The organism is Kitasatospora misakiensis (genome assembly GCF_042656005.1).
Taxonomy (GTDB): domain Bacteria; phylum Actinomycetota; class Actinomycetes; order Streptomycetales; family Streptomycetaceae; genus Kitasatospora; species Kitasatospora misakiensis.
This window is the reverse complement of record NZ_JBHSOF010000001.1, coordinates 1-19,939: the sequence shown is the minus strand read 5'-3', so window position 1 is coordinate 19,939 and position 19,939 is coordinate 1. Positions and strand designations below refer to the sequence as shown.

The 19,939-nt window shown below is 76.0% G+C and carries 4 protein-coding genes; all 4 read left to right on the top strand.

Annotated features, from left to right (window positions below):
• Positions 1–70 precede the first annotated feature (70 nt).
• Entirely contained in the window at positions 71–5,329 is a 5,259-nt protein-coding gene (locus ACFP3U_RS00020; RefSeq protein ID WP_380222914.1) for a type I polyketide synthase, read from the top strand.
• 57 nt (positions 5,330–5,386) lie between these two features.
• Positions 5,387–11,938, top strand: a complete 6,552-nt coding sequence (locus ACFP3U_RS00015; protein ID WP_417466409.1) for an SDR family NAD(P)-dependent oxidoreductase — start codon at positions 5,387–5,389, stop codon at positions 11,936–11,938.
• A gap of 28 nt (positions 11,939–11,966) precedes the next feature.
• Positions 11,967–17,660 carry a type I polyketide synthase gene (locus ACFP3U_RS00010; RefSeq protein WP_417466408.1) on the top strand — a complete coding sequence of 1,898 codons (5,694 nt, stop codon included), beginning with the start codon at positions 11,967–11,969 and terminating at the stop codon, positions 17,658–17,660.
• 68 nt (positions 17,661–17,728) lie between these two features.
• On the top strand, positions 17,729–19,939 hold a 2,211-nt coding region (locus ACFP3U_RS00005), incomplete at its 3' end, for a type I polyketide synthase (RefSeq protein WP_380222912.1).

Here is a 19,939-nt window from a genome sequence, read left to right as displayed (position 1 = left end):
CACGCCCACCCCAGCCCTGCCCGCCCGGCCCCGCCGGCCCCGTCGTTGAACCAGAGAGGCGCACAGCGGAATGACGAGTAGCGAGAAGGTCGTCGACGCGCTCAAGCGGCTGACCGTCGACCTGCGCAGGACCCGTCGACGGCTTCAGGAGGTCGAGGAGGGGGCCCGCGAGCCGATCGCGATCATCGGGATGGCCTGCCGCTACCCCGGCGGGGTCGCCTCCCCGGAGGACCTGTGGCGCGTGGTGGCCGAGGAGCGGGACGCGATCTCGCCGTTCCCGTCCGACCGCGGCTGGGCCGACGGCCTGCACGACCCCGACCCGGCCCGGCACGGCTCGGTGTACGTCCGCGAGGGCGGGTTCCTGCACGACGCGGCCGAGTTCGACCCGGCGTTCTTCGGCATGAGCTCCCGCGAGGCGCTGGCCACCGACCCGCAGCAGCGGCTCCTGCTGGAAACCTCCTGGGAGGCGTTCGAGCGGGCGGGCATCGCCCCGGAGTCCCTGCGCGGCAGCCGGACCGGCGTCTTCGCCGGGGTGATCTACCAGGACTACGCCTCGCGGCTGCGCCGGGTGCCGGGCGAGTTCGAGGGCTACGTCGGCAACGGCAGCACCGGCAGCGTCGCCTCCGGCCGGGTCGCGTACACCTTCGGCCTGGAGGGCCCGGCCGTCACCCTCGACACGGCCTGCTCCTCGTCCCTGGTGGCGCTGCACCAGGCCGCGCAGGCGCTGCGCGGCGGCGAGTGCTCGCTGGCGCTCGCCGGCGGTGTGACGGTGATGGCCTCGCCGATGGCGCTGGTCGAGTTCAGCCGTCAGCGGGGGCTCGCGCCCGACGCGCGGTGCAAGGCGTTCTCGGCCCGGGCCGACGGGACCGCCCTGGGCGAGGGCGTCGGGATGCTGCTGCTGGAGCGGCTCTCCGACGCCCGGCGGCACGGCCGGCGCGTCCTCGGGGTGATCCGGGGCAGTGCGGTCAACCAGGACGGCGCGAGCAGCGGTCTGACGGCGCCGAGCGGGCCCGCCCAGCAGCGGGTGATCCGGCAGGCGCTGGAGAACGCCGGGCTGTCGGCGCGGGACGTGGACGCGGTGGAGGCGCACGGCACCGGGACCACGCTCGGCGACCCGATCGAGGCCCAGGCGCTGCTCGCCACGTACGGCCAGGCGCGGTCCGGGGCGGAGCCGCTCTGGCTCGGTTCGGTGAAGTCCAACATCGGTCACCCCCAGGCGGCGGCGGGTGTGGCCGGCGTGATCAAGATGGTGATGGCGATGCGGCACGGCGTGCTGCCGCGCACCCTGCACCTCGACGGGGCCAATCCGCACGTCGACTGGGAGGCGGGCGCGGTGTCACCGCTGACCGCCGCCCGGCCGTGGCCGGCGACCGGGCAGCCGCGCCGGGCCGGGGTGTCGTCCTTCGGGGTGAGCGGTACCAACGCGCACCTCGTCCTGGAGGAGGCCGAGGAGGAGGCCGAGCCGGAGCAGACCGGTTCGGCACCGGAGCCCGCGCGGGCCGGGACCGTGCCGTGGGTGCTCTCCGGCCGGACCGAGGCCGCGCTGCGCGCGCAGGCCGCGCGGCTGCTGGAGCACCTGGACGCGCACTCCGACTGGTCCGCCACCGAGGTGGGCGCGGCGCTGGCGCGCACCCGCGGGACCTTCGAGCACCGGGCCGTCCTGCTGGGGGCGGACCCGGCCGGGTTCCGGGCGGGCCTGGCCGCGCTGGCGGCGGGCGAACCGCGGCCGGGGCTGGTCCGGGGCGTCGCCCGGGGGGACGCCCGGGTGGTGTTCGTGCTGCCGGAGCGGCCGGCGGAGCGGGCCGACCGCGTGCTGCGCCTGCTGGACGCCTCGCCGCTGTTCGCGGAGCGGCTGGCCGCCTGCGACGCGGCGCTCGTCGAGGTCGCCGGCTGGTCCGCCACGGAGGTCCTGCGCGGGGCCGCGGGCGCGCCCGACCCGGCCCGTCCGGAGGTCGGCCGCGCGGTGGGGTGGGCCGTGCTGGTCGCCCTCGCCGAGTGGTGGCGGGGGCACGGGGTGGAACCGGCCGCCGTGGTCGCGCCGGGCGGCGGCGCGCTCGCGGGTGCCTGCGTGGCGCGGGCGCTCTCCCTGGTGGAGGGAGCGCGTGCGGCGGTGTCCGGCGAGCCGTTCGACCCGTCCGGTGCCGAGGTCCCGCTGCTGACGGGCGATCCGGACGACGCGGTGCGCGGGCTGCTGGAGCGCGGCCACACCCGGTTCGTCGTCCTCGGTCCCGAGCCGGCCGCCCTGGTCACGCCCGACGCGGACCGGAACGACGTCCAGGTGGTCGGCGGCCCGGCCGCGCCCCTCGGTGGCCCGTCCGGGCCCCTCGGCGCCCCCGACGAGTTGCTCGCCGCGCTGGCCGAGCTGCACGTCCACGGCGGTCCGGCCGACTGGTCGGCGGCGTTCCCGGCCGCCGGGTCGCCCCCGGTCGACCTGCCGACCTACCCGTTCCAGCGCCGCCGCTACTGGCTGGAGGACGGACCGGCCGACCTCGACGTGGCCGCGGCCGGCCTCGTCCCGGCGGACCATCCGCTGCTCCGGGCCCTGGTGGAACTCCCCGCCGACGGAGGTCTGCTGTTCACCGGACGGCTGTCGCCCGGCGAGCTGCCCTGGCTCGCCGACCACGCCGTGCACGGGCGGGTGCTGCTGCCCGGCACCGCGGTCGTCGAGCTGGTCCGCTGGGCGGGCGCCCGGACGGGCTGTGCGCACGTGGACGAGCTGACCCTGCACGCCCCGCTGGAACTCCCCGGCCGGGAGACCGCCCCGGAGGGCGGCGTCCGGATCAGGCTGGCCGTCGGCGTGCCGGACGGATCCGGCCGCCGCCCGGTGGAGCTCTCCTCCCGCCCGGCCGCGCCCGAGGACGCCCCCTGGATCCGCCACGCCGCCGGTACGGTGTCCGCCGAGGAGCCGGCCCGGTCCTCGTCGGACCTGGTCTCCTGGCCGCCGCCCGGCGCCGAGCCGATCGACCTCGACGGGTGCTACGCCCGCTTCGCCGGCCTCGGCGTCGACTACGGTCCCGCCTTCCGCGGGCTGCGCGCGCTCTGGCGGCGCGGCGAGGAGGTGTTCGCCGAGGTGGCGCTGGACGAGGCGGAGCGGGCCGACGCCGCACGGTACGGTCTCCACCCGGCGCTGCTGGACGCCGCGCTGCAGGCCGGCGCCGCCGCCGCGCCGCGGACCGCCGGGTCGGTCGCGGTCCCGTTCGCCTGGCACGGCGTCTCCGTCCGGGGAGCGGGCCCGACCGCGCTGCGGGTGCGGCTCGCGCCCGCCGGACCGGACGCGATGACCCTCGACGCGGCCGACCCGGCGGGTGTCCCGGTGGCGTCGGTCGCGAGCCTGCGCTCCCGGACGCTGCCCGCTGACGCGGCCGGCGCTCCCCTGCTGTGGCGGGTCCGGTGGGCTCCGGTGCCGCCGCCCCCGTCGTCCGCCACGGAGTCCGCCACGGAGTCCGCCGGCTTGCGGACGGCGGTGGTGGGCGCCGGGCTGCCGGCCGCCTCCGCGCTCCAGTACCCGGACCTCGCGGCCCTGGCCGCCGCCGGGACGCCGGTGCCGGACGTGGTGCTCGCACCCGTCCTGCCGGCCGGCGGCGACGTGCCGTCCGCCGTCCACGCGGCCACCGCCGACGCGCTGGAGCTGGTGCGCTCCTGGCTCGCCGAGCCGCGGTTCGCCGCCGCGCGGCTGGTCGTGGTCACCCGGGGCGCCCAGACCGTGGGTGCCGACACCGCGTCACCCGACCTGGCCCCGGCGGCGGTCTGGGGGCTGCTGCGGTCGGCCCTGTCCGAGCACCCCGGGCGTTTCGGGCTCCTGGACCTCGACGAGGCGGAGCCCGCCGAGGCCGAGCTGTCGCGCGCGCTGCTTCTCGTCCCGGAGGAACCGCAGCTGGCGCTGCGCCGGTCCGAGGTCCTGGCGCCGCGGCTGGTGGAGGTGGCACGGCCCGTCGGCGACGGCCCCGCCATCGACCCAGCCCTCGACCCCGCCCTCGATCCCGCCCTCGACCCGAACGGGACCGTCCTGGTCACCGGTGGCACGGGCACACTCGGCTCGCTGCTCGCCCGGCACCTGGTCGCCCGCGGTGCCCGGCACCTGCTGCTGGTCGGGCGGCGGGGGGAGGGTACGCCGGGCGCGGCCGAGCTGATCGCCGAGCTGACCGCGCTGGGCGCCGAGGTCACCGTCGCCGCCTGCGACACGTCCGACCGTGCGGCCCTGGCCGGCCTGCTGCGTTCGATACCCGGAGAGCACCCGCTGACGGCCGTGGTGCACGCGGCCGGCGTGACCGACGACGGCCTGCTGACCGCGCTCACCCCCGAGCGGCTCGCCGCCGTCCTGCGGCCGAAGGTGGACGCGGCCTGGCACCTGCACGAGCTGACCCGGGACCTCGGACTGGACGCCTTCGTCCTGTTCTCCTCCGCCTCGGGCGTCTTCGGCACGGCCGGCCAGGCCAACTACGCCGCGGCGAACGCCTTCCTCGACGCCCTCGCCCAGCACCGCGCCGCGCGGGGCCTGCCGGGCCTCTCCCTCGCGTGGGGGATGTGGGCCGAGCGCAGTGGCCTGACCGGGCGTCTGAACAGCCAGCAGGCTGCGAAGTTGGAGCGGAGCGGGTTCGGCGCACTCTCCACGGAGGAGGCACTTGATCTCTTCGACGCCGCCCGTATGATGATCAACGAGTCGATGATCGTCCCGGTCCGGCTGGACCTCGCAACGGTGCGGGGCCGTGCCGAACGGGGACAGGTCCCGTCGCTGCTGCGGGAACCGGCCACCGTCGCGGCGGCGGCAGCCGTTCCGGCGGCGGACCCGGCAGCCGCGCCGGCGGCGGACCCGGCCACCGACTTCGCGCAGCGCCTGCGGGCGATGCCGGAGCCCGAACGCCGGCGCGCCCTGCTCGACCTCGTCCGCACCCACGCGGCGATCGTGCTGGCCGAGTCCACCCCCGAGTCCATCGACCCGGGCCAGGGCTTCGTCGACCTGGGCTTCGACTCGCTCGCCAACCTCGAACTCCAGGACCGGCTCGAGGCGGCCACCGGCCTCCAACTGCCCAGCACCCTGGTCTTCGACCACCCCACCGCGACGGCCCTGGCCGACCACCTCTGCGAACGGTTCGGTGCCGAGCAGGCCACGGAGGTGGGCCCGGCACTCGCCGAACTCGACCGGCTGGAGGCGTTCCTGACGCCCTTCACGGACGACGACCGGGCCCGGACGGCGATCACCCACCGGTTGCGGGACCTCCTCTCCCGGTGGGGCGACGACGACGGCCGGGGCGAGGCCGACCGACCCGACCTCGCCTCGGCCACCGACGACGAACTCTTCGACGTACTCGACCAGTTGCGCGCCCACTGAGGCCCGCCGAACCCCGCACAGGTCGAACCCCCGCACCGGCTTTAGGAGCAGGCTCAAGTGGCACATGAAGACAAGCTTCGCGAGCACCTCCGGTGGGCTGCCGCCGAACTCGGCGAGGCACGCCGCCGGATGGCCGAACTGGAGGCCGCCGACCGCGAGCCGATCGCGATCGTCGGAATGAGCTGCCGCTACCCGGGCGGGGTCCGGACCCCGGAGGAGCTGTGGGAGCTGGCGGCCACCGGGCGCGACGCCGTCGGTGCGCCGCCCGCCGAACGCGGCTGGCGCATCGAGGACTTCTACGACCCCGACGGCCTGCGGCCCGGCACCTCCTACGTCTGCGAGGGCGGCTTCCTCGACCAGGCCGACCGGTTCGACCCCGGGTTCTTCGACATCAGCCCGCGCGAGGCGCTGGCCATGGACCCGCAGCAGCGGCTGCTGCTGGAGACCGCCTGGGAGGCGTTCGAACGCGCGGACATTCCCCCCGCGACGGTGCGCGGCACCCGGGTCGGGGTGTTCACCGGCCTGATGTACCACGACTACGGCACCAGGCTGGGCTCGGTGGACGAGTCGGTCGCGGGCTTCCTGGGCGCCGGCACCGCGGGCAGCGTCGCCTCCGGGCGGATCGCCTACGCGCTCGGCCTGGAGGGGCCGGCGGTGACCGTGGACACGGCCTGCTCCTCCTCCCTGGTGGCCCTCCACCTCGCCGCCCAGGCCGTCCGGCGCGGCGACTGCACGATGGCGCTGGCCGGCGGCGTCACGGTGATGGCCACGCCCGACACCTTCGTGGAGTTCAGCCGGCAGGGCGGCCTCGCCCGGGACGGGCGCTGCAAGTCCTTCGCGGCCGCCGCCGACGGCACGGCCTGGGGCGAGGGCGCGGGCATGCTGCTGGTCGAGCGGCTCTCCGACGCGCAGCGCAACGGGCACCGGGTGCTCGCGGTGCTCCGCGGCTCCTCGGTGAACCAGGACGGCGCCAGCAGCAGCCTCTCCGCGCCCAACGGCCCGTCGCAGCAGCGGGTGATCCGGCAGGCCCTCGCCGAGGCCGCGCTGTCACCGGACCTGATCGACGCGGTGGAGGCGCACGGCACCGGCACCAAGCTCGGCGACCCGATCGAGGCCCAGGCACTGCTGGCCACCTACGGGCAGGACCGTCCGGCCGAACGGCCGCTGCTGCTGGGCTCGTTGAAGTCCAACATCGGTCACACCCAGGCCGCGGCCGGGGTCGGCGGCGTGATCAAGATGGTGATGGCGATGCGGCACGGCGTGCTGCCGCCCACCCTGCACGTCGACGAGCCCACCCCGCATGTCGACTGGTCCTCCGGCGCGGTCGAACTGCTCACCGAGGCACGGGAGTGGCCGCAGACGGGGCGGCCCCGGCGGTCGGCCGTGTCCTCGTTCGGGGTCAGCGGGACCAACGCGCACGTCATCCTGGAGGAGGCCCCCGCTGCTTCGCCGGAGGGTTCTGCGGCCGACTCGTCTTTCCCCGTGGTGCCGTGGGCCCTCTCCGCACGGACTCCGGCCGCGTTGCGCGCGCAGGCCGAGCAGCTGCGCGCGGCGGTCGAGGCCCACCCGGAGTGGGAACCGGCCGAGGTGGCCGCGTCGCTGGTGTCGGGCCGGTCCGTGTTCGAGCAGCGGGCGGTGGTGATCGGGGAGAGTCGCGCGGAGCTGCTGAACGGTCTCGCCGCCCTCGCCGAGGGCGGCGACGCGCCCGGGGTCGTGACGGGCAGCGGCACGGCCGAGCGTCCGGTGTTCGTCTTCCCCGGCCAGGGCTCGCAGTGGATCGGCATGGGCGCCGAACTCCTCGACACCTCCGAGGTCTTCGCCGCATCGATTGCCCGCTGCCAGGCCGCACTTGCCCCGTACGTCGACTGGTCGCTGACCGACGCCCTGCGCGGCACCGTCGACCTCGGGCGCGTCGACGTCGTCCAGCCCACGCTGTTCGCCGTCATGGTCTCGCTCGCCGAGGTCTGGCAGTCCCTGGGTGTTCAGCCCGCCGCCGTCATCGGCCACTCCCAGGGCGAGATCGCCGCCGCCACCGTCGCCGGAGCCCTCACCCTCCAAGACGGCGCCCGCATCGCCGCCCTCCGCAGCCAAGCCATCCTCGCCATCGCCGGCAAGGGCGGAATGGCCTCCATCCCGCTCAGCCACGAGGACGTCACCCAGCTCCTCGCCCCCTGGCGCGAGCACCTGGCCATCGCCGCCCACAACGGCCCCACCAGCACCGTCATCGCCGGCGACCGCGACGTCCTCGACCAACTCCTCACCCACTGCGAAGAGTCGGAGATCCGCGCCCGCCGCATCGACGTCGACTACGCCTCCCACACCCACCACGTCGAAGCCATCCGCGAGCACCTCGCCCAGCAACTCGCCGGCATCACACCAAGGGAAGCCAGCGTCCCCCTCTACTCCACCGTCACCGGCGCCTCCATCGACACCACCACCCTCACCACGGACTACTGGTACACCAACCTGCGCCAGCCCGTCCGGTTCACCGACGCCATCCGCACCGCCCTCACCGACGGCCACCACGCCTTCATCGAAGCCAGCCCCCACCCCGTCCTCACCACAGCCGTCCAGGACACCGCCGAAACCACCGACCACCCCGCCGTCACCACCGGCACCCTCCGCCGAAACGAAGGCGGCCTCCCCCGCCTCCTCACCTCCCTCGCCGAGGTCCACACCCACGGCGCCCCCGTCGACTGGACGGCCCTGCTCCCCACCGGCCCGTCCCACCGGATCGAACTCCCCACCTACCCCTTCCAGCGCGAACGCTTCTGGCTCGACGCACCCGCAGCCACCGCAAACGTCCGCGCCGCCGGCCTCACCGCCACCGAACACCCCCTCCTCACCGCCCTCCTCCCCCTCGCCGACAACGACGAACTCATCCTCACCGGCCACATCTCCCTCACCACCCACCCCTGGCTCACCGACCACGCCGTCCTCGGCACCACGCTCCTCCCCGGCACCGCCCTCGTCGAACTCGCCCTCCACGCCGGCGACCACACCGGCTGCGACGTCCTCGAAGAACTCACCCTCCAGGCACCGCTGTTGCTCCCGGAGGACGGCCTCGTCCAGCTCCAGCTCCGGATCGGTCCCGCGGCCGACAACGGGCGGCGCACCGTCTCCGTCCACTCCCGCCCCGACCGCCAGGACCGCCCCGACGCCCCCTGGACCCGGCACGCGACCGGTGTCCTGGCCGCCGACGCCGAGCGCCCGACCTGGGACCTCGCCGCCTGGCCCCCGGCCGGCGCGGTGCCGGTGGACCTCACGGACCTCTACCCCCGCCTGGCCGCCGACGGCCTCGGCTACGGTCCGGCGTTCCAGGGCCTGCACGCGCTCTGGCGCCAGGGCGAGGAGTTGTTCGCCGAGGTGCGGCTGCCGCGTGAGCAGCACGACGCGGCCGCACAGTACGGCCTGCACCCCGCCCTGCTGGACGCGGCCCTGCACGCGGTCGCGGCCGCGGCCCCGGGCGAGGTGCGACTGCCGTTCTCCTGGAGCGGTGTCTCCCTGTACGCCACCGGCGCGACGACCCTCCGGGTGTGCCTGTCACCGGCCGGGGCCGACGCGGTCGCCCTCGCGGTGGCCGACGGGAGCGGCGCGCCGGTCGCCCGGGTGGCGTCGCTGGCGAGCCGCCCGGTGGACCGCGAGCAGCTGCGAACGGCAGCCGAGGACGCGGACCCGTTGCTGGGTGTGGACTGGACCGAACTGCCGTCCTCCCCCGGGGCACCCGCCGGACGCTGGGTCCTGCTCGGCACCGACCACCTCGGGCTGTCCGACGGCCTCCGGCTCGGCACGCATCCCGACCTCACCGCCCTCACCGGGACCGTGGAGGCCGGTGCGACGGTGCCGGACGCCGTCCTGGTCACCTGCGCCGGCTCGGAGTCGGCGGACGGCCCGGAGTCGCCGGACGCCCCCGCCGCCGCACGCGAAGCCGTCACCCAAACGCTGACGGTTCTTCAGGAATGGCTCACGAGCGACCAGTTCGCCACCTCCCGGCTCGTCGTGCTGACCAGGGGTGCGGTGGCCGCCGCAGACGGCGAGAGCGTCTCCGACCTCGCCCACGCCGCCGTCTGGGGCCTGCTGCGCTCCGCCCAGACCGAGCATCCGGACCGCTTCACACTGCTCGATCTGGACGGTCACACGAGCGGACACACGAGCGGCCACCCGGACGGGCTGCGGCCCACCCTGGCCGCCGCGCTCGCCACCGGGGAGCCCCAACTCGCCCTCCGGCAGGGCGTCCTGCTCGCCCCGCGGCTGGTCCGCGCGACCACCGGCCGACTGCTGGAGCCGCCAGCGGACACGCCCGACTGGCGGCTGGACACCACCGCCAAGGGCACGCTGGAGAACCTCGGCCTGATCCCCCACCCGGCGGCCTCCGCGCCGCTCGCCCCCGGCCAGGTCCGACTGGCCGTCCGGGCCGCCGGCATGAACTTCCGCGACGTGCTGCTCGGCCTGGGCATGGTCGACCAGGACGTCATGGGCGGAGAGGCCGCCGGCGTCGTGCTGGAGACCGGCCCCGAGGTCACCGCGTTCGCCCCGGGCGACCGCGTGATGGGCATGGTGCCCGGCTCGTTCGGGCCGGTCGCCGTGGTCGACCAGCGACTGCTCGTCCCGCTGCCCGCGCGGTGGACGTTCACCGAGGGCGCCTCGGTGCCGATCGCCTTCCTGACCGCCTACTACGGACTGGTCGACCTCGCCGGGCTGGGCGCCGGCGAGTCGGTGCTGATCCACTCGGCGACCGGCGGTGTCGGCATGGCGGCGATCCAGCTGGCCCGCCACCTGGGCGCCGAGGTCTTCACCACGGCCAGCCCGGCCAAGTGGGACACCCTGCGCGCGCTCGGCATCCCGGAGGAGCGGATCGCCTCCTCGCGCAGCCTCGACTTCGAGCAGCGCGTCCGCGCCGCCGTCGGGGGCCGGGGCGTGGACGTGGTGCTCAACTCCCTCGCCAACGAGTTCGTCGACGCCTCGCTGCGGCTGCTCGCGGACGGCGGGCGGTTCGTGGAGATGGGCAAGACCGACATCCGCGACGCGGCCGAGGTCACCGCCGCCCACCCCGGCACCTCCTACCTCTGGTTCGACCTGATCGAGGCCGGCTACGACCGGATCGGCCGGATGATGGCCGAACTGGTGCCACTGTTCGAGCGCGGGGTGCTCCGTCCGATCCCCGCCCGCACCTGGGACGTCCGGCGGGGCCTGGACGCGTTCCGTTTCATGGGCCAGGCCCGGCACGTCGGCAAGGTGGTGCTCACCATGCCGACGGCGCTCGACCCGAACGGCACCGTGCTGGTCACCGGCGGCACGGGCGTGCTGGGCGCCCTGGTGGCCCGCCGGCTGGTCACCGAGCACGGCGTACGGCACCTGCTGCTGCTCGGCCGCCGCGGCCCGGCGGCCCCGGGCGCCGCCGAACTCACCACCGAACTCACCGCCCTCGGCGCCCGGGTGACGGTCACCGCCTGCGACACCGCCGACCGCGAGGACCTCGCCCGGGCCCTCGCCGCCGTACCCGCCGAACACCCGCTGACCGCCGTCGTCCACGCCGCGGGCGTGCTGGACGACGCGGTGATCGCCTCGCTGACCCCGGCGCAGGTCTCGACCGTGATGCGCCCCAAGGTCGCCGCCGCCTGGCACCTGCACGAGCTGACCCGCGACGCGGACCTCGGCGCCTTCGTGCTGTTCTCCTCCTCGGCGGCCGTCCTGGGCGGCCCCGGCCAGGGCAACTACGCCGCGGCCAACGCCTTCCTCGACGCGCTCGCCCGGCGTCGCCGCGCCGAGGGGCTGCCGGGCCTGTCGATCGCCTGGGGCCTGTGGGAGCGGGCCAGCGGCATGACCGGCCACCTCGACGCCACCGACCTGGCCAGGTTGCGGCGCTCGGGGGTGAGCCCGCTGTCCGACACCGACGGTCTGGCGATGTTCGGCGCGGCCCTGCCCTCCGACCGGGACCAGCTGGTGGCGATGAAGCTCGACGTCGCGACCGCCCGGACGGCCTTCCAGTCCGGCGCGGTGCCGCCGCTGCTGCGCCGGCTGGTCGGTACGGGCGCCAGGCGCGCGGTGGCGGCCACCGGGACGGACGACGGGCCGGCCCCGGCCCTGCGGCTGGCCGCCCTGCCCGAGGCCGAACGCGCCCGCGCGCTGCTGGAGCTGGTGTGCGTCAACGCGGCGGTGGTCCTCGGCCACGCCACGGGCGGGGCGATCCAGCCGGACCGGGCGTTCAAGCAGCTCGGTTTCGACTCGCTCACCGCCGTCGAGCTGCGCAACCGGCTCAACATCGCCACCGGGCTGAGGCTGCCGGCGACCATGGTCTTCGACCACCCGACGCCGGACGCGCTGGCCGCCTTCCTCCAGGCCGAGCTGGCCCCGGTCGAACCCGCCGGCCGAGGGGTCTCGGACGCCGAGGTCAGCCGTCTCCTGGCGACCGTCCCGCCGGCCCGGCTGCGCGCCGCCGGTCTGCTCGACGCCCTGCTGGCGCTGGCCGGTGCCGGGCCGGAGGAGCCACCGGCCGAGCCGGACGGTGGCCTCGAAGACCCGGACGGGGACCTCGACGACCTCGAAGACATCGACGCCATGGACGCCGACGACCTGATCGGCCTGGCCTTCGGCACCACTGACCTCTGATCGCGCTCGGACTGCGGAGAACCCAACGATGGCTGCATCACAGGCTGGATCACAGGAAGCACGGGTGCTGGAAGCGCTCCGGCTCTCCCTCAAGGAGAACAAGCGGCTCCAGCAGCGGAACCACCGGCTCACCGAGGCCCGGCACGAGCCGATCGCGATCGTCGGCATGGCCTGCCGCTACCCCGGTGACGTCGACAGCCCCGAGGCGCTGTGGCGCCTGGTCTCCGAAGGCCGTGACGCCCTGTCCGGGTTCCCGGCGGAACGCGGCTGGGACGTCGAGGAGTTGTACGACCCGGACCCGGACCGGGCGGGCCGCAGCTACGTCCGGACGGGCTGCTTCGTCCAGGGCGCGGAACGCTTCGACGCCGCCTTCTTCGGGATCAGCCCGCGCGAGGCGCTCGCCATGGACCCGCAGCAGCGGCTCCTGCTGGAGACGTCCTGGGAGGTCTTCGAACGCGCCGGCATCGACCCGGAGTCCGTGCGCGGCAGCCGGACCGGTGTGTTCGTCGGCGCCTCCCCGCTCGGCTACGCCGCCGATCCTCGCGGCGCGGAGGGCTCCGAGGGCTACCTGCTGACCGGGACCACCGTCAGCGTCGCCTCCGGCCGGCTCTCCTACACCTTCGGCCTGGAGGGCCCGGCGGTGACGGTGGACACCGCGTGCTCCTCCTCCCTCGTGGCACTGCACCTGGCCGCCCGGGCGCTGCGCGACGGCGAGTGCTCGATGGCGCTGGTCGGCGGCGCCGCGGTGATGGCCGCACCGCACATGTTCATCGAGTTCAGCCGCCAGCGCGGCCTCGCCCCCGACGGGCGCTGCAAGGCCTTCGCCGGCGCGGCCGACGGCACCGCCTGGGGCGAGGGGGTCGGCGTCCTCCTGGTCGAGCGGCTCTCCGACGCCCGGCGCAACGGCCACCCCGTCCTCGCCGTGGTCCGCGGCTCGGCCGTCAACCAGGACGGCGCCTCCAACGGCCTGACCGCGCCGAGCGGACCGGCCCAGCAGCGGGTGATCCGGGCCGCGCTGGAGGACGCCCGGCTCACCACCGCGGACGTGGACGCGGTGGAGGCCCACGGCACCGGCACCCGGCTCGGCGACCCGATCGAGGCCCAGGCGCTGCTCGCCACCTACGGCCAGGACCGGCCGGCCGAACAGCCGCTCTGGCTGGGCTCGGTGAAGTCCAACATCGGCCACACCCAGCTCGCCGCGGGCGTCGCCGGCGTCATCAAGACGGTGATGGCGATGCACCACGGCGTCCTGCCGGCCACCCTGCACGTCGACGAACCGACCCCGCAGGTCGACTGGTCCCGCGGCGCGGTGGAGTTGCTGACCGAGCGGCGCGACTGGCCGGCCGTCGACCGCCCCCGGCGGGCCGCCGTCTCCTCCTTCGGCATCAGCGGCACCAACGCCCACGTGATCCTCGAACAGCACGTCGAGGAGCAGCCGGCAGGGGAGCAGCCGGCTGACGAGCAACCGGTCGAGAAGCAGCCCACCGCGACCCCGTGGCTGGTGTCGGCCCGGAGCCCGGAGGCCCTGCGCGCCCAGGCCGGCCGGCTGGCCGACGCCACGGCCACCGCCCCGGAGTGGGCGGCCGCGGACGTCGCGTGGACGCTGGCCACCGCCCGCGCCGGCCTCGACCAGCGCGCGGTGGTGCTCGGGACCGACCGCGAGGAGCTGCTCGCCGGCCTCGACGCGCTGCGCCGGGGCGACGACGCGCCCAACCTCCTCCGGGGCTCGGCCGCGCGCACCGGCCGGCTGGCGTTCCTGTTCACCGGCCAGGGCGCCCAGCGCGCCGGCGCCGGCCGCGAACTGTACGGGCGCTTCCCGGTGTTCGCGGCCGAGCTGGACCGGGTGTGCGAGCTGCTGACGGAGCGGAGCGGCCTGCCGGTCCGCGAGGTGCTGCTCGCCGAGGAAGGGGCACCGGGGGCGGACCGGCTGAACGAGACGGCCTTCACCCAGGCCGCCCTGTTCGCCTTGGAGGTGGCGCTGTTCCGGCTGGTCGAATCCTGGGGGCTGCGGCCGGACTTCGTGCTCGGGCACTCGATCGGGGAACTCGCGGCGGCCCACGTCGCCGGGGTGTTCTCCCTGGAGGACGCGGTCACGGCGGTGGCCACCCGCGGCCGCCTGATGCAGCAACTCCCCGCCGGCGGCGCGATGGTGGCGGTGGAGGCGACGGAGCAGGAGGTGGCCGCCCTGCTGACCGACCTCGCCGCCGAGGCCGGCATCGTCGGCGAGGCCGGCATCGCCGCCGTCAACGGACCGCGCTCCGTCGTGGTCTCCGGCGAGGAGGACGCGGTCGCGTGGGTCGCCGAGCGGCTGAGCGCGCAGGGCCGCCGGACGAAGCGGCTGACCGTCAGCCACGCCTTCCACTCCGCACGCATGGACGGCATGCTCGCCCCGTTCCGCGAGGTGCTCGACGGCCTCGTGCTGCAGGAGCCGACGATCCCGGTCGTCTCCAACCTCACCGGCCGCCCGGTCGCCGCCGACCTGATCCGCACGTCGGAGTACTGGGTCCGGCACGTGCGCGAGGCCGTGCGCTTCCACGACGGCGTCCGGCACCTGCTCGACCAGGGGGTGACGACCCTCCTGGAGCTCGGCCCCGACGGTGTGCTGTCCGCGATGGCCCGGCAGAGTGCCGAGGACGAGGCCGGGGACGTCGCCGCGGTGCCGCTGCTGCGGCGGGGCCGTCCGGAGCCGGACACGGTGCTCGCCGCGGTCGCCCAGGCGCACGTGCGCGGTACCCGGGTGGACTGGCCGGCCCTCCTCACCGAACGGGTCGGCCCGGCCGGCCGCCGCCTCGACCTGCCGACGTACGCGTTCCAGAGCGAGCGGTACTGGCTGGCCCCCTCCGACGGCGCGCCCGCCGAGGCGTCCGAGCTGGGCGTGGCGAGCGCCGGGCATCCGCTGCTCGGCGCCGCCGTCACCCCGGCCGAGGGCGGCGGGCTGATCCTCACCGGGCGGCTCTCGCCCCGCACGCACCACTGGCTCGCCGACCACGTGGTGCTGGGCAGCACGGTGGTGCCCGGCACCGCGTACCTGGAGCTGGCGCTGCACGCGGCACGGCTGACCGGCTGCACGACGGTCGAGGAGTTGGACCAGGAGGCGCCGCTGATCCTCGCCGAGAGCGGGACGGCCCAGGTGCAGGTGGCGGTCGGTACGGCCGACGAGTCGGGCCGACGGTCGATCGGCGTGTACGCGCGGCCGGACGACACCGCGGACTGGACCCGGCACGCGGGCGGCACGCTCTCCGCCGGGGACGCCGGGGACGGCGGGGACGGCGGAGCGGGCTGGCAGCCGACCGGCGTCTGGCCGCCCGAGGGCGCCGAGCCGGTGGACCTCGACGGCTTCTACGCCTCCGTCGCCCGGGACGGCTTCGATTACGGCCCGTCGTTCCGCGGCCTGCGGGCCATGTGGCGCGCGGGCGAGGACGTGTACGGCGAGGTCGCCCTGCCGGAGCCGGAGCGGGACCGGGCGGGCGGGTACGGCGTCCACCCCGCCCTGCTCGACGCCGCGCTGCACGCGGGCCTGGTCGGGAACACCGGCGAGCAGGTCCTGCTGCCCTTCGCCTGGAACAACGTCCGTCTGCACCGCCCCGGCGCGGTCGCGCTGCGCCTGCGGCTGGCCCCGGCCGGGCCGGACGCGATGTCCCTGGACGTGGCCGACGAGACCGGCCTGCCGGTCGCCTCGGTCGGTGCGCTGCGGGCGCGTCCGGTCTCGGTCGACCAGCTGCGCGCGGCGGCACGGGCCGGGCTGGGCGACGCGCTGTTCCGCGTCGAGTGGGCGCCCGTCCCGGCGGTCGAACGGGACCGCGGCCGATGGGCGGTGCTCGGGGACGGTCCCGGGTTCCCCGGTCTCGACCGCCACCCCGACCTCGCGGCGCTCGGCGAGGCCGTCACCGCGGGACTGCCGGTGCCCGAGGCGGTCGTCCTCCCGCTGCCGGACACCACGGGGGAGCTCCCCGCGGCGGTGCGCGCGGCGCTGCGCCGGACGTGGTCCGTGCTGACCGCCTGGGCGGCGGACGACCGTTTCACGGCCTCCCGGCTGGTCCTGGTGACGCGCGGCGCGGTGGCGGTCGGCCGGGCGGACGTGAGCGGCCCCGCCCCCGCCACGGACGTCCCGAACCTGGCCCACGCCCCGCTCTGGGGCCTCGTCCGGGCCGCCCAGGCCGAGCAGCCCGACCGCTTCGTCCTCCTCGACCTGGACCTGCCCGGCGACGCGGACACCATCGCGGACATCACCACGGACATCACCCCCGCACTGGACCAGGCAGCCGCCAGCGGCGAACCGCAGCTCGCCCTCCGCGCCGGCACCGTCCTGGCACCGCGCCTGGTGCCGAGCCCGGTACCGAGCCGCCCGGTGACGGACGGCGCGGCCGGCGCGGACGGCGCGACCCCCGCGCTCGACCCCCACGGCACCGTGCTGATCACCGGCGGCACCGGCGCGCTCGGCTCGCTGCTCGCCCGGCACCTGGTCACCGCGTACGGCGCGCGGCACCTGCTGCTGCTCGGCCGCCGCGGCCCGGCGGCCCCGGGCGCCGCCGAACTCACCGCCGAACTCACCGCCCTCGGCGCCCGGGTGACGGTCACCGCCTGCGACACCGCCGACCGCGAGGACCTCGCCCGCGCCCTCGCCGCCGTACCCGCCGAACACCCGCTGACCGCCGTCGTCCACACGGCCGGCGTGGTCGCGGACGGCGCCCTGGCCTCGCTCACCGACGAACGGTTCGAGGCCGCGCTCCGCCCGAAGGCGGACGCCGCCTGGCACCTGCACGAGCTCACCCGGGGCGCCGACCTCGCCGCGTTCGTGCTGTTCTCCTCCGCGACGGCCACCCTCGGCGGTGCCGGCCAGGGGGCCTACACGGCGGCGAACGCCTTCCTCGACGCCCTCGCCCAGCACCGCGCCGCGCGGGGCCTGCCCTCCCGGTCGCTGGCCTGGGGCCTGTGGCAGCAGGACCGGGGCATGGCGGGAGCGCTCGACGAGGCCACGCTCGGCCGGATGCGGCGCTCGGGCCTCCTCCCGCTCGGCCCGCAGGACGGCCTGGCCCTTTTCGACGCGGCGCTCGCCGGCGCCGACCCGACCTCGCTGCCGGTCCGGTTGAACCTCGCCGCTCTGCGCCAGGCCGGACCGGACCTCCCGCCGCTGCTGCGCGGGCTGGCCGGCCCGTCCGCCGGCCCCGCCGAGCGACCGGACGCCGCCGCGGCGGACGGTCTGAAGCAGCGGCTCGCCGGGCTCTCCGACGAGGAGCGCGAACGCGCCCTGCTGGACCTGGTACGCGCCCAGGTGGCCGTGGTGCTGGGCCACTCGGCCCCGACGGCGATCGGCGCGGACCGGGCGTTCGGCGACCTCGGCTTCGACTCCCTGACAGCGGTCGAACTGCGCAACCGCCTGACCAGCGCCTCCGGGCTGCGCCTGCCGGCCACGCTCGTCTTCGACTACCCGACGGCGGCGGAGCTCGCCCGCTACCTGGACGCCGAACTCCCGCGTGCGGACGCGCCGTCGGCCGCGCCGGCCCTGGCCGAGCTGGACCGCCTGGAGGCCGTGCTCGCCGGGGTCGGCGCCGACCACCCCGAGCGGGCGCGGATCGCCGACCGGCTCCGGGCCGTGGCCGACCGGTGGAGCCTGCGGCCCGGGCCGGAGGACGGCCAATCCACCGGCGCCGAACTGGAGTTGGAATCCGCCGACGACGACGAGGTCTTCGACTTCATCACCAACGAGCTCGGCATCTCCTGACTCCTCCCGCCGGCGCCACCGCCGACCAGCCGTCCTGTTCCTGTTCCATCCGAAGGGGTTGCGCCACTGTGGCCAGCGAGACCGAGGACAAGCTCCGTTACTTCCTCAAGCGGGTGACCGCCGATCTCCAGGAGACGCGCCGACGGCTCCAGGAGACGGAATCCGTCGCGGCCGAGCCGATCGCCGTCGTCGGCATGGCCTGCCGCTTCCCCGGCGGCGCCGACTCCGCCGAAGGGCTGTGGCAGCTGGTCGCGGACGGCCGGGACGCCGTCTCCCCGTTCCCCGCCGACCGCGGCTGGGACGTGGAGTCACTGTACGACCCGGACCCCGACCGGGCCGGCCACACGTACGCCCGCGAGGGCGGTTTCGTGGACGGTGCGGGCGGGTTCGACGCCGGGTTCTTCGGCATCGGTCCGCGCGAGGCGCTGGCGATGGACCCGCAGCAGCGGCTGCTGCTGGAGACCTCCTGGGAGGCGTTCGAGCGGGCCGGCATCGCCCCGGAGTCCCTGCGCGGCAGCCGGACCGGCGTCTTCATGGGCGCGGGGCAGGTCGACTACGCGGGACTCGCCCAGCGGGCCACGGAGAGTCTGGAGGGGTACCTGCTCACGGGTGGCGCGGCGAGCGTCCTGTCCGGTCGGCTGTCCTACGTGTTCGGCCTGGAGGGTCCGGCGATCACGGTGGACACGGCGTGCTCCTCCTCGCTGGTCGCGCTGCACCTGGCCTGCCAGTCGCTGCGCCGGGGCGAATGCTCGACCGCGCTCGCCGGTGGCGCGGCGGTCATGGCCGCACCCGGCATGTTCGTCGAGTTCAGCCGTCAACGCGGGCTCGCCCCCGACGGCCGTTGCAAGGCCTTCTCCGCCTCCGCCGACGGCACCGGTTGGGGCGAGGGCGTCGGCGTCCTGCTGCTGGAGCGGCTCTCCGACGCCCAGCGCCACGGGCACCCCGTCCTCGCCGTGGTGCGCGGCTCGGCCGTCAACCAGGACGGCGCCTCCAACGGCCTCACGGCGCCCAACGGCCCCTCCCAGCAGCGGGTCATCCGGCAGGCCCTCGACAACGCCCGGCTCACCGCGACCGACGTGGACGCGGTCGAGGCCCACGGCACCGGCACCACGCTCGGCGACCCGATCGAGGCCCAGGCCCTGATCGCCACCTACGGACGGGACCGGCCGGCCGAACGGCCCCTGTGGCTGGGCTCGGTGAAGTCCAACATCGGCCACACCCAGGCCGCGGCGGGCGTGGCGGGGGTCATCAAGATGGTGATGGCGATGCGGCACGGCGTGCTGCCGCGCACCCTGCACGTCGACGAGCCCACCCCGCACGTCGATTGGGCCTCGGGCGCGGTGTCGCTGCTCACCGAGCGGCGGGAGTGGCCGGAGGCGGACGGGCGTCCGCGCCGCGCGGGCGTGTCGGCGTTCGGAGCGAGCGGGACGAACGCGCACGTCATCCTGGAGGCGGCGCCGGCCGCTGCGCCGGAGGGTTCCGCGGCCGACTCGCCTTTCCCGGTGGTGCCGTGGGTGCTCTCCGCCCGGGACGACGAGGCGCTGCGCGCGCGGGCGGGACAGTTGGCCGCCTTCGTCCAGGACCACCCCGACACGGACCTGCGGGCTGTCGGCCACACCCTGCTCACCGGACGAGCCCGACTGGACCACCGGGCCGTCGCCCTGGGAAGCAACCACGAGGAACTGCATAACGCCCTCACTGCCATCGCCGACGGCACCGCCCCCACCGGCACCGGAACTCTCGACCGCCCCGTCTTCGTCTTCCCCGGCCAGGGCTCGCAGTGGATCGGCATGGGCGCCGAACTCCTCGACACCTCCGAGGTCTTCGCCACCTCCATCGCCAACTGCCAAGCCGCACTCGCCCCCTATGTCGACTGGTCACTGACCGACGCCCTGCGCGGCAACGCCGACCTCGGACGGGTCGACGTCGTCCAGCCCACGCTGTTCGCCGTCATGGTCTCGCTGGCTGAGGTGTGGCAGTCTCTGGGCGTCCAGCCCGCCGCCGTCATCGGCCACTCCCAGGGCGAGATCGCCGCCGCCACCGTCGCCGGAGCCCTCACCCTCCAAGACGGCGCCCGCATCGCCGCCCTCCGCAGCCAAGCCATCCTCGCCATCGCCGGCCAGGGCGGAATGGCCTCCATCCCGCTGCCCTCCGACGACACGGCCGAACTCCTCATCCCCTGGAACGGTCGACTCACCATCGCCGCCCACAACGGCCCCACCAGCACCGTCATCGCCGGCGACCGCGACGCGCTCGACCAACTCCTCGCCCACTGCGAG